Genomic DNA, 12,194 nt, shown 5'->3' with positions numbered 1-12,194 from the left:
GTGACTCTCTCATCCCACTCTCCACACCACGCCCAGTCCTCCCTCTCGTGCCGCACGCGGCCGGACCGGCCTGCCCGCCGCGGCACGCTCGGGCGGCGGCTGCTGGGCGCCTTTCTCGCCGTGCTGGCGCTCAACGGCATCGGATCGGCCATCGGCGTTGTCGCGCTGCAACGCATCGGGGCTTCGGCGAGCGCCATGGTGGACCGCCGGGTCGCCACGGAACGGCTCGTGGCCGACGCGCACCGGCTCCAGGCCATCAATGCGGAGCGCTACAAGGCCGTGGCCCTCAGCTCCGAGCCCGAGGTGGGCGACATCCTGGGAGCCGACATCGCCCGCACCCAGCGGCAGTACGACCGCCTCCTGGCACAGCTCGCGGAGCGCCTGCAGGGCACCGAGGACGCGGAACGGATCGTGGCGGTGCGCTCGGCGGGCAAGGATTTCAGCCAGGCCTGCGCCGAACTGGTGGCGGCACGGGATTCCGGCCTCACGGAGCGCATCCGCAAGGTGTACGGCGAGCGCTTCGTGCCCGCGGCCACGCGCCTGCTCGCCGCGCTGGACGGCCTGTCGCAGTCGCAGCGCCAGGCCATCGACGCCGGCGCGGCCGAGGTGTCCGGGCTGGGCGCCGCGGGCCGCTGGGCGCTGCTGGCGTTCGGCGTACTGTCGCTGGCGGCCGGCACGCTGCTGGCGCTGTGGCTGGTGCGCAGCATCACCCGGCCGATCGCCCAGGCCGGCGCCACGGCGGACCGGGTGGCGGGGCTGGACCTGCGCCAGGAGATCCAGGGCCACGGGCGGGACGAGGCCGGCCACATGCTCGAATCGCTGGCCGTGATGCAGGCGGCGCTGCGCGGGCTCGTGCGCCGGATGCAGTCCCTGGGCCAGGCGATCCACTCGGCCTCGTCGGAGATCGCCGGCGGCAACGCCGAGCTGTCCAGCCGCACGGAGGAAACCGCCGCGCGGCTGCAGGAGACCGCGGCGGCGCTGGAGCACATCACCCTGCGTGTGGCCGGCGCCGCCGATTCGGCGCAACGCACCGAATCCCTGGCGACCGGGGCGGCCCAGGTGGCGCGCGAAGGCAGCGGCGTGGTGGGCCAGGTGGAACAGACCATGGAACAGATCGCGGCCAGTTCGCGCCGCATCGCGGACATCACCGGCGTGATCGATTCCATCGCCTTCCAGACCAACATCCTGGCGCTGAACGCGGCGGTGGAATCGGCGCGGGCCGGCGAGCAGGGCCGCGGCTTCGCGGTGGTGGCGGCCGAGGTGCGCAGCCTCGCCAACCGCTCGGCCGACGCCGCGCGCGAAATCAAGGGCCTCATCCAGGCTTCGGTGCAGCAGGTGCAGGACGGCGCCGGCCTGGCCCGGCAGGCCGGCCAGACCATGCGCCGCGTGGTCTCGACCGTGGAGGACACGGCCCGCACGATGGGCGAGATCCGCAGCCATGCACAGTCGCAGAACGAGGACATCGCCGCCATCCACGCCGCCATGGCGCGGCTGGACGAGATGACGCAGCAGAACGCCGCGCTGGTGGAGGAATCGGCCGCCGCCACCGAAAGCCTGCGCCTGCAGACCCACGACCTGGCCCAGCTCGTGGGCCAGTTCGTGCTGCCCGCGCAGGAGCCGCTGCCTGCCGCACCGCCGGCACGCAGCGCGCTGCCGGCTGCGCGCCCGCAGCGCCTGCTGCCCACTGCGGGCTGAACCGCCCCCGCCCGGCCGGGCGGGCGGCATCACACCGGCTGGATCGGCACGTACAGCTCCCCGCCCGTGCCGCGGAACTCCTGGGCCTTGTCCTGCATGCCCTGCGCCGCGAATTCGCGCACTTCCTGCGTGATCTTCATCGAGCAGAACTTCGGCCCGCACATCGAGCAGAAGTGCGCCACCTTGGCCGAGTCCTTGGGCAGGGTCTCGTCGTGGTACTGCTGCGCGGTTTCCGGGTCCAGGCCCAGGTTGAACTGGTCCTGCCAGCGGAAATCGAAGCGCGCCTGGCTGAGCGCGTCGTCGCGCGCGCGGGCGCCCGGATGGCCCTTGGCCACGTCGGCCGCATGCGCGGCGATCTTGTACGCGATGATGCCCTGCTTGACGTCGTCGCGGTCGGGCAGCCCCAGGTGCTCCTTGGGCGTCACGTAGCAGAGCATGGCCGTGCCCATCCAGCCGATCATGGCCGCGCCGATGGCGCTGGCGATGTGGTCGTAGCCCGGGGCGATGTCGATGGTGAGCGGGCCCAGGGTGTAGAACGGCGCCTCGTGGCAGGTCTTGAGCTGCTCGGTCATGTTGGCCTGGATCATGTGCATGGGCACGTGGCCGGGGCCCTCGATCATGGTCTGCACGTCGTGCTTCCAGGCGGTCTGCGTGAGCTCGCCCAGCGTGCGCAGCTCGGCGAACTGGGCCTCGTCGTTGGCGTCGCTCGCGCAGCCCGGCCGCAGGCCGTCGCCCAGGCTGAAGGACACATCGTACTGCTTCATGATGTCGCAGATGTCCTCGAAGTGCTCGTAGAGGAAGCTCTCCTTGTGGTGCGCCATGCACCACTTGGCCATGATGGAGCCACCGCGCGAGACGATGCCCGTGCGCCGCTGCGCGGTGAGGTGGATGAAAGCCAGGCGCACGCCGGCATGGATGGTGAAGTAGTCCACGCCCTGCTCGGCCTGCTCGACGAGCGTGTCGCGGAAGATCTCCCAGGTCAGGTCCTCGGCGATGCCGCCCACCTTCTCCAGCGCCTGGTAGATGGGCACGGTGCCGATGGGCACGGGGCTGTTGCGCACGATCCAGTCGCGCGTGGTGTGGATGTTCTTGCCGGTGGAAAGATCCATCACGTTGTCCGCGCCCCAGCGGATGGCCCAGACCAGCTTCTCGACCTCTTCCTCGATGCTGGAGGTGACGGCCGAGTTGCCGATGTTGGCGTTGATCTTGACCTTGAAGTTGCGCCCGATGGCCATGGGCTCGACCTCGGGATGGTTGATGTTGGCCGGAATGATGGCCCGGCCGCGCGCCACCTCGTCGCGCACGAACTCCGGCGTGATGATCTTCGGGATGCTCGCGCCCATCGCATTGCCGGCCAGGCGCTGCTCGCGCGCCGCGTCCTGCTGGTACGGCGCCATCCATTCGCGGCGGCCGTTCTCGCGCAGGGCCACGTATTCCATCTCGGGCGTGACGATGCCCTTCTTCGCGTAGTGCATCTGCGTGACGTTGCCGGTGTGGCCGGCGCCGGTCCGCGCACGCAAGGGCCTGCGCTGCAGCGCGGCGGACTCGGCACGCAGGGCCGCGAGGCGGGCCGCGTCTTCGGACTTGCTGCCGTCGTCCAGCGCCTGCGGCTTGCGGCCGTCGTAGCGCTCGGTGTCGCCACGGCCCTCGATCCAGCCGCCGCGCACGCTGGCGAGGCCCCGGCGCACGTCGATCTCCGCCGTGGGGTCGGTGTAGGGGCCGGAGGTGTCGTAGACGCTCACCTGCTCGCCATTGGTGAGCGCGATGTCGCGCACGGGCACGCGCAGGTCGGGGCGGCTGCCGGCCAGGTAGCTCTTGGTGGAGGCGGGAAAGGGTTCGCGGGTCAGCGCGAGCAGCTGGGCGAACTTGTCGGGGGCGTTCATGCGGGCAATCTCCTCGGGTAGGTGGAAATGTGCTCCGCATGGGGCCAGGTGCGCCGTACCGGCCTCCTCGCGGAGGCGCCCGCTGCGCGGACCTTCCCCATGCAAAGGGGGATGGCGCGTGGCGGCCAGGCGGACGCCTGGAAGGCGTCCGCTTGCAGGTGCGGGAATCCCGGCTGCAGCTCTTCTTACGCTGGTACTAACCAGATCAAGTTCGCGGTTCCGGCGGTCAGGTCCGCCGTCTCAGCACGCCCAGAAACCCTTCGAGTCTCTACGTGCACCCCGGAGCAGGCGCGAGTATAGGAGCGATGCCCGGCCGTGTCACCCCACGGCGGGCGCGCCATCGGGCCTCAGAGGAAGCGCTCGAGCGCCAGCACCGCGAAGAAGGCGAAGGCCGAGAGCACCGTCCACTTGACGATGACGATGCCGAAGCGCTTGTAGCGCGGCTGCCCGGTGGCCATGTAGAACACGAAGGACACCACCGCCAGCAGCAGCAGGAAGAAGAACAGACCGCGGAAGAGCAGCATGGCGGCGCGGCCTCACCAGGCCTGCACGGGCGCGGCGAACCCGGTGGGTGCCTGCCGTTCGCTCTCGAACGTGGCGATCTCCCAGGCGTCCTCGTGGGCCAGCAGCTCGCGCAGCAGGCGGTTGTTCATCGCGTGCCCCGAGCGGAAGGCGCTGTAGGCCGCCAGCAGCGGCCGGCCGACGATGTAGAGGTCGCCGATGGCGTCGAGGATCTTGTGCTTCACGAACTCGTCGTCGTAGCGCAGGCCGTCGGCATTGAGGACCTTGTAGTCGTCCATGACGATGGCGTTGTCGAGCCCGCCGCCCAGCGCGAGGCCGCTCGCGCGCATCATCTCCACGTCCTTCGTGAAGCCGAAGGTGCGGGCACGCGCGATGTCGCGCGTGTAATTGCCCGCGCCGAGGTCGAATTCCACGCTCTGGCCGGTGGAATCCACGGCCGGGTGGGCGAAGTCGATCTCGAAGCGCAGCTTGTAGCCGTGGTAGGGCTCGAGCCGCGCCCACTTGAGCTGCTGGCCCTGGCCCTCGCGCACCTCGACGGGACGCGTGACGCGGATGAATTTCTTGGGCGCGTTCTGCAGCACCACACCGGCGCTCTGCAGCAGGAACACGAAGGAGGCGGAGGAACCGTCGAGGATGGGCACTTCCTCGGCCGTGATGTCGATATAGAGATTGTCCAGCCCCAGGCCCGCGCAGGCCGACATGAGGTGCTCCACGGTATGCACCTTGGCGCCGCCCACGCCGATGGTGGACGCCATGCGCGTATCCACGACGGATTCCGCCCGGATCGGGATGTCCACGGGTTCGGGCAGGTCGATGCGGCGGAACACGATGCCCGTGTCCGGCGCGGCAGGACGCAACGTGAGCTCGACCCGCTGGCCACTGTGCAGGCCCACGCCGACGGCGCGGGTGAGGGTCTTGATCGTGCGTTGCTGGAGCATCCCGCAATTTTAGGTGGCGGCACCCGTCCCTGCCCGTATCGATGGCTATGCCATCCATAGCGCATGCGTCACAACGGAAACAAAAAGCCGCCCCGCCTCCTTGCGGAAGCGGGGCGGCCGGGAGACTCCGGACGACGGCGACTCAGGGGCTCAATCTGCCTGTTTACGCAGGAAGGCCGGGATTTCCAGGTCGTCCATTCCGCCCGAAGACAGTGCATCCACGCGGGCCGCGGCCTGCGTGCGGTTGGTGCGCCAGACGCTGGGCACCGACATGTTGCCGTAGTCGGCCTGCGATGCCGCGCCACCCACCAGGCCACCGGCCGCGCCCACGGCAGCGCCTGCGATGGGCATCTGGTAGGCGATGTTGTCGGTGCCGGTGCGCAGGCCGCCCTGCACCACGGAAATCGGCTGGCGGCGCGCGTTGGCGCGCGACAGGCCCGTCGCCACGACGGTGACGCGGATGTCGTCGCCCAGGCTGTCGTCGTAGGCTGCACCGTAGATGACGTGGGCATCGGGCGAGGCGTAGGCGTTGATGGTGCTCATCGCCAGGCGCGATTCGGACAGCTTGAGGCTGCCCTTGGCAGCCGTGACCAGCACCAGCACGCCCTTGGCGCCGGAGAGGTCGATGCCTTCCAGCAGCGGGCAGGCCACGGCCTGCTCGGCGGCGATGCGCGCGCGGTCGGGGCCGCTGGCGGTCGCCGTGCCCATCATGGCCTTGCCGGGCTCGCCCATCACGGTGCGCACGTCCTCGAAGTCCACGTTGACGTGGCCGTACTCGTTGATGATCTCGGCGATGCCGCCCACGGCGTTCTTCAGCACGTCGTTGGCATGCGCGAAGGCCTCGTCCTGGGTGATGTCGTCACCCAGCACTTCCAGCAGCTTCTCGTTGAGCACGACGATCAGCGAATCGACGTTGGCTTCGAGTTCGGCGAGGCCGTTGTCGGCGTTCTGCATGCGGCGGCCGCCCTCCCAGTCGAAGGGCTTGGTGACCACGCCCACGGTGAGGATGCCCATCTCCTTGGCCACGCGCGCGATCACGGGTGCGGCGCCGGTGCCGGTGCCGCCGCCCATGCCGGCGGTGATGAAGAGCATGTGCGCGCCCTGGATGGCCTGGCGGATGTCTTCCTGCGCGGCCTCGGCGGCCTCGCGGGCCTTCTCGGGCTTGCTGCCGGCGCCCAGGCCGCTGTTGCCGAGCTGGATGACGCGGTGCGCGCTGCTGCGGGTGAGCGCCTGCGCATCGGTATTGGCGCACACGAACTCCACGCCCTGCACCTGGCGCGAGATCATGTGCTCGACGGCATTGCCGCCGCCGCCGCCGACACCGATCACCTTGATCTGCGTGCCCTGGTTGAATTCTTCGGCTTCGATCATTTCGATGGTCATGCTGGTGCTCCTAGTCCTGGTCTTTCACGAGAGATTTGCGGTTGGCCGTTGCGGCCGGTGGGTCATACGAATGGGAAAACGATGCGGCGGGGGTGCCGGTGCACGCCGCGGGAGGGCCCGTGCCCCGCCATCGGAGGCGGGCACAGGCCGGGGAACTTCCGCGGGCAAGCCGTTGCAGAGGGGTACGCATGTCAGAAGTTCCCGATGATGAAGTCCTTGAACCGTCCGAAGGCCGTCTTCACCGAGCCGCTCTTCTGGGCCACCTTGAAGCCGCGCAGGCGAGCCTGCCTCGCTTCTTCGAGCAAACCCATGACGGTAGCAGCACGGGGCTGGGCCACCATGTCGGACAACGCGCTGGAATACTTCGGAATGCCGCGGCGCACGGGCTTGAGGAAGATGTCCTCGCCCAGTTCCACCATGCCCGGCATGATGGCGCTGCCGCCCGTGAGCACGATGCCCGAGGAGAGCACCTCCTCGTAGCCCGACTCGCGGATCACCTGCTGCACGAGCGAGAAGATCTCCTCCACGCGCGGCTCGATCACGCCGGCGAGCGCCTGCCTGGACAGCATGCGCGGGCTGCGGTCTCCCAGGCCCGGCACTTCCACCTGCGCCTCGGGGTCTGCCAGCAGCTGCTTGGCGTAGCCGCTCTCGACCTTGATGTCCTCGGCGTCCTTGGTGGGCGTGCGCAGCGCCATGGCGATGTCGCTGGTGATGAGGTCTCCGGCGATCGGGATCACGGCGGTGTGGCGGATGGCCCCGCCCGTGAAGATGGCCACGTCGGTCGTGCCCGCGCCCACGTCCACCACCGCCACGCCGAGTTCGCGCTCGTCGTCGGTCAGCACGGCCTGGCTGGAGGCGAGCGGGTTCAGCATGAGCTGCTCCACCTCCAGGCCGCAGCGGCGCACGCACTTGATGATGTTCTCGGCCGCGCTCTGGGCCCCGGTCACGATGTGGATCTTGGCCTCCAGGCGGATGCCGCTCATGCCGATGGGCTCGCGCACGTCCTGCCCGTCGATCACGAATTCCTGCGGCTCCACGAGCAGCAGGCGCTGGTCGGAGGAAATGTTGATGGCCTTGGCGGTCTCGACCACGCGCGCCACGTCGGCGGGGGTGACTTCCTTGTCCTTGACGGCCACCATGCCGCTCGAATTGAGGCCGCGGATGTGGCTGCCCGTGATGCCGGTGTAGACGCGCTGGATCTTGCAGTCGGCCATCAGCTCGGCCTCCTTCAGCGCCTGCTGGATGCTCTGCACCGTGGCGTCGATGTTGACGACCACGCCGCGCTTGAGCCCGTTGCTCGGGGCCACGCCCAGGCCGGCCAGCTTCAGGTCACCGCCCGGGAGCACTTCGGCCACGACGGCCATCACCTTGGCCGTCCCGATGTCCAGCCCCACCACCACGTCTTTGTATTCTCGTGCCATATCTTTGTGTGTCCTGACTAAGGGTCAGCGATTCCTTGGAGGTGTACGGCGCACGGCCGCCCGCACGGCGCGCGGTGCGTCACCCTCGACGGTGGTCACGCCGCGCAGCCGCAGGGCGTAACCGTCGGGATGGCGCAGGTCGGCGGACTCCAGCGCGTCGGGCCGGCGCCCGTACTGCGCCGCCACGCGCGCCACGGTGCGCACGAAGCGCCTCGTGCGTGCCTCGACGTCTTCCGGCGTGCCGCCGCCCAGCTCCAGCGCCGCGCCGCCCGACAGCGACGCCCGCCAGCTGCCGCGCGCGGAGAGCTCCAGCGACGCGAGGTGCGCGCCCAGGGGTTCCACCACCGGGGCGAGCCGCTGGTACATGCGCATCACCGCTTCCGACTGGCCCTGCGGGCCCTGCAGGCGGGGCAGTTCGTCGTCTTCCAGGTCGTCGGCGCTGGCCTCGAAGACCTCGCCACGGGTGCTGAGCAGGGTCGAGCCCTCGTCCGGCCCCCAGTAGGCGAAGGCGTCGTGCTCCTGCAGCTCCACGCGCAGGCCGTTGGGGAACTCGCGCCGCACCAGCGCGCGGCGCACCCACGGCACCTGCTCGAAGGCTTCGCGCACGGCGGCCAGGTCCATGGTGAAAAAGTTGCCCACCAGGTGCGGGCCGACGTTGGCGCGCAGCGTCACCGCGTTGTTGTGGACCAGCTCGCCCTGCACCACGATGCGCCCGATCGCGAACATCGGGTGGTGCCGCGCCCATGACCCGGCCGCCACCAGCACGGCCGCGGCGCAGCCCACGAACAGGACCGTCGCGGTCCAGTTCATGAGCTTCACGTCCAGCGGTGCGGGCAGCGTGTTCGTGGTCATGCGGCTCCCGGATGCCCTGCGGCGTCCTCCTGGCCCTGGCGTGCGTCGAGCGACGCCCCCGCCAGGATGCGCAGGCACAGTTCCTCGTAGCTCACGCCCATGGCGCGCGCCGACATGGGTACCAGCGAATGGCCGGTCATGCCGGGAGAGGTGTTGATCTCCAGCAGGAAGGGCTTGCGGTCGCTCGCGCGGATCATGATGTCGGCACGGGCCCAGCCGCGGCACTGCAGCGTGCGGAACGCCTCCACCACCAGGCGCTGGATCTCGCGTTCCTCCTGCGCGGGCAGGCCGCTGGGGCAGTGGTATTGCGTGACGTCGGTGAAGTACTTGTTCTGGTAGTCGTAGTTGCCCTCGGGCGCCACGATGCGGATCACGGGCAGCGCATGCGCGCCCGCGCCCTGCCCCAGCACGGGGCAGGTCGTTTCCTCGCCGTCGATGAACTGCTCGCACAGCACCTCGGGGTCGTAGCGCGAGGCCAGGCGGTAGGCCTGCTCGCACTGGCCGGGCGAGGTGACCTTGGTGAGCCCGATGGTCGAGCCCTCGCGCGAAGGCTTGACGATCATGGGCGAGCCCAGGTCCTTCAGCGCCTGCGCGGTCTCGGCAGCGCTCGACACCAGCCGCCAGTCCGGCGTGGGCAGGCCCTCGAAGCGCCAGATGCGCTTGGTCATGATCTTGTCCATGGCGATGGACGACGCCATCACGCCCGGGCCGGTATAGGGAATGCCCAGCAGTTCCAGCGCGCCCTGCACGGTGCCGTCCTCGCCATGCCGGCCGTGCAGCGCGATGAAGCAGCGCGCATAGCCATGGCTCTTGAGCTCCGACAGGTCGGACTGCGACGGATCGAAGGCGTGCGCATCCACGCCGCGCGCACGCAGCGCCTGCAGCACGCCGCCGCCGGACATGAGCGAGACCTCCCGCTCGGCGGAGTCGCCGCCCATCAGGACCGCGACCTTGCCCAGGGCGCGCACGTCGATTTCGGAATCTTTCAGGTCCACCGCCGTCACCGTCCTTCCTGCACCGCCGGCGCCTCGGCCCGCAGCATGTCCACCACCTTCGCGGGCACGGCGCCGATCGAGCCGGCGCCCATGCACAGCACCACGTCGCCGCTGCGCGCGTTGTCCGTGATGCGCCGCGGCAGCTCGCCGATGTCGTCCACGAAGACCGGCTCCACCTGCCCCGCCACGCGCACCGCCCGGGCGAGCGAACGGCCGTCGGCCGCCACGATGGGCGCCTCGCCGGCCGCATAGACCTCGGTGAGCAGCACCGCGTCGGCGCTGCCCATCACCTTCACGAAATCCTCGAAGCAGTCGCGCGTGCGGCTGTAGCGGTGCGGCTGGAAGGCCAGCACGAGGCGACGGCCCGGGAAGGCGCCGCGCGCCGCGGCCAGCGTGGCCGTCATCTCCACGGGATGGTGGCCGTAGTCCTCGATCAGGGTGAAGGTGCCGCCGCCCTGCGCGGGCAACTCGCCATAGCGCTGGAAGCGCCGGCCCACGCCCTTGAACTGCGCGAGCGCGCGCAGCAGCGCCTCGTCGGGAATGTTCAGTTCCACCGCCACGGCGATCGCCGACAGCGCGTTGAGCACGTTGTGCTCGCCCGCGAGGTTCAGCACCACGTCGAGGTCGGGCAGCGTGACACCGTTGCGGCGCTGCACGCGGAAGCGCATGCGGCCTGCATCGGCCCGCACGTCCACCGCGCGCACCTGCGCATCCTCGGAGAAGCCATAGCTGGTGACGGGGCAGGTGACGTCGGGCAGTATCTCGCGGATCGCCGGGTTGTCGGTGCAGAGGATGGCCGTGCCGTAGAACGGCATGCGGTGCAGGAAATCCACGAAGGCCGACTTCAGGCGGCCGAAGTCGTGGCCGTAGGTCTCCATGTGGTCGGCGTCGATGTTCGTCACCACCGCCATCACGGGCAGCAGGTTGAGGAACGAGGCATCGGATTCGTCGGCCTCCACCACGATGTACTCGCCCTGCCCCAGCTTGGCATTGGCGCCCGCGCTGTTCAGGCGCCCGCCGATCACGAAGGTCGGGTCCAGCCCTGCTTCCGCGAGCACGCTGGTCACGAGGCTGGTGGTGGTGGTCTTGCCGTGCGTGCCGGCGATCGCGATGCCGCGCTTGAGGCGCATCAGCTCCGCCAGCATCAGGGCGCGCGGCACCACCGGGATCTTGCGCTCGCGCGCGGCGAGCACTTCGGGGTTGTCGGCCTGCACGGCGGTGGAGGTGACCACCGCGTCGGCACCCTCGATGTGCGCGGCCGCATGGCCCACGTGGGTGGCGATGCCCAGCGCGGCCAGGCGGCGCAGCGTGGCGCTGTCGGCCAGGTCCGAGCCCGAGATCTCGTAGCCCAGGTTGAACAGCACTTCGGCGATGCCGCACATGCCGGCGCCCCCGAGTCCCACGAAATGGATGTGGCGGATGGCGTGCTTCATGCGGTCAACTCCTCGCACGCGTTCGCCACCTCGCGGGTGGCGTGGATCTTCTGCATTGTCTTGGCTTTCAGCGCGCGCTCCAACAGCGCTTCGCGCTCCGTATTTTGTAGCAATTGCGCCAGCGCTTCGGCGGACAGGTCGCGCTGCTGCACGAGCCATCCACCGCCGGCGTCGGCGAGGAAGCGGGCGTTGGCCGTCTGGTGGTCGTCCACCGCGTGCGGGAAAGGCACGAAGACGGCCGCCGCGCCCACGGCGGCGATTTCGGTCACCGTGCTCGCGCCCGCTCGGCAGACGATGAGGTCGGCCTCGGCGAACGCGGTGGCGGTGTCGTCGATGAAGGGGGTGAGCGAGGCCTCGACGCCCGCGGCGGCGTAGTTCGCGCGCAGCGCATCGATCTGGGTGGCGCCGCTCTGGTGGGTGACCACCGGGCGCCGCTCCGCGGGAATGAGGGCCAGCGCCTGCGGCACGATGTCGTTGAGCGCCTTCGCGCCCAGGCTGCCGCCCACCACCAGCAGGCGCAGCGGGCCGCTGCGGCCCGCGAAGCGCGCCTGCGGATCGGCCTGGCGCGTGAAGGCGGTGCGCAGCGGGTTGCCGACCCAGGCGCCCTTGCGCAGCGCACCGGGGAAGGCGGTGAACACCCGGTCGGCCACGCCGGCCAGCACCTTGTTCACCAGGCCGGCCACCGAATTCTGCTCATGCACCACGAGCGGCTTGCCGCAGAGCACGGCCATCATGCCGCCCGGGAAGGTGACGTAGCCGCCCAGCCCCACGACCACGTCGGGCCGGACACGCCGCACCACGGCGAGTGCCTGCCAGAACGCGCGCAGCAGCCGCAGCGGCAGCAGCGCCAGCGTGGCCAGGCCCTTGCCGCGCACGCCCGAGAAGTCGATGGGCTCGAAGGCGAAACCCTGCGGCGGCACGATGCGGGACTCCATGCTGCCGGGCGTGCCCAGCCAGTGCACGTTCCAGCCGCGCGTGCGCAGCTCTTCGGCCACGGCCAGGCCGGGGAAGATGTGGCCGCCGGTGCCGCCGGCCATCACGAGGGCGGTCCTGGGGGTGGTCGTCATACGCG

Annotated in this window: 10 protein-coding genes and 1 riboswitch; of the genes, 1 reads left to right on the top strand and 9 read right to left on the bottom strand. The window is 70.1% G+C overall.

The features are described from left to right. Window positions 1–99 precede the first annotated feature (99 nt). On the top strand, window positions 100–1,695 hold the full coding sequence (locus tag T336_RS24710; protein ID WP_051647040.1) for a methyl-accepting chemotaxis protein: 1,596 nt from the start codon (window positions 100–102) through the stop codon (window positions 1,693–1,695). A 29-nt stretch (window positions 1,696–1,724) separates the two neighbouring features. Here the strand turns inward: T336_RS24710 and thiC are convergent, their stop codons facing one another. From thiC to murG, 9 genes are all read right to left on the bottom strand, one after another. Beyond that, the gene (gene thiC / locus T336_RS0102660; RefSeq protein ID WP_026431394.1) at window positions 1,725–3,578 is read right to left on the bottom strand and encodes a phosphomethylpyrimidine synthase ThiC; all 1,854 of its coding nucleotides are present in this window, start codon (window positions 3,576–3,578) and stop codon (window positions 1,725–1,727) included. Window positions 3,579–3,743: 165 nt separating this feature from the next. Then, a riboswitch (TPP riboswitch) is annotated at window positions 3,744–3,870 on the bottom strand. A gap of 55 nt (window positions 3,871–3,925) precedes the next feature. After that, entirely contained in the window at window positions 3,926–4,102 is a 177-nt protein-coding gene (locus tag T336_RS27095; RefSeq protein WP_167333633.1) for a hypothetical protein, read from the bottom strand. 12 nt (window positions 4,103–4,114) lie between these two features. Beyond that, on the bottom strand, window positions 4,115–5,038 hold the full coding sequence (lpxC, locus tag T336_RS0102650; RefSeq protein WP_019700881.1) for a UDP-3-O-acyl-N-acetylglucosamine deacetylase: 924 nt from the start codon (window positions 5,036–5,038) through the stop codon (window positions 4,115–4,117). A gap of 150 nt (window positions 5,039–5,188) precedes the next feature. Continuing rightward, a complete protein-coding gene (ftsZ, locus tag T336_RS0102645; RefSeq protein WP_019700880.1) occupies window positions 5,189–6,421 on the bottom strand; it encodes a cell division protein FtsZ in 1,233 nt (410 codons plus the stop codon). Between the two features lie 191 nt (window positions 6,422–6,612). Continuing rightward, entirely contained in the window at window positions 6,613–7,842 is a 1,230-nt protein-coding gene (gene ftsA, locus T336_RS0102640; RefSeq protein WP_019700879.1) for a cell division protein FtsA, read from the bottom strand. Window positions 7,843–7,866: 24 nt separating this feature from the next. Beyond that, window positions 7,867–8,694, bottom strand: coding sequence for a cell division protein FtsQ/DivIB (locus T336_RS0102635; protein ID WP_026431393.1), 828 nt, complete (start codon window positions 8,692–8,694; stop codon window positions 7,867–7,869). After that, complete coding sequence (locus T336_RS0102630; protein WP_026431392.1) at window positions 8,691–9,698, bottom strand: D-alanine--D-alanine ligase; 1,008 nt, start codon at window positions 9,696–9,698, stop codon at window positions 8,691–8,693. The genes T336_RS0102635 and T336_RS0102630 overlap by 4 nt, the downstream gene beginning before the upstream one ends. After that, complete coding sequence (murC, locus tag T336_RS0102625; protein ID WP_026431391.1) at window positions 9,695–11,122, bottom strand: UDP-N-acetylmuramate--L-alanine ligase; 1,428 nt, start codon at window positions 11,120–11,122, stop codon at window positions 9,695–9,697. Before murC ends, T336_RS0102630 begins: the two co-directional genes overlap by 4 nt. Further along, complete coding sequence (gene murG, locus T336_RS0102620) at window positions 11,119–12,189, bottom strand: undecaprenyldiphospho-muramoylpentapeptide beta-N-acetylglucosaminyltransferase (RefSeq protein WP_026431390.1); 1,071 nt, start codon at window positions 12,187–12,189, stop codon at window positions 11,119–11,121. The genes murC and murG overlap by 4 nt, the downstream gene beginning before the upstream one ends. Between the last annotated feature and the right edge of the window lie 5 nt (window positions 12,190–12,194).

The organism is Paracidovorax oryzae ATCC 19882 (assembly GCF_000687165.1).
Classification (GTDB): Bacteria; Pseudomonadota; Gammaproteobacteria; order Burkholderiales; family Burkholderiaceae_C; genus Paracidovorax; species Paracidovorax oryzae.
Note: the sequence above shows the minus strand (reverse complement) of the source record. Positions and strands in the feature narration are given on the sequence as shown.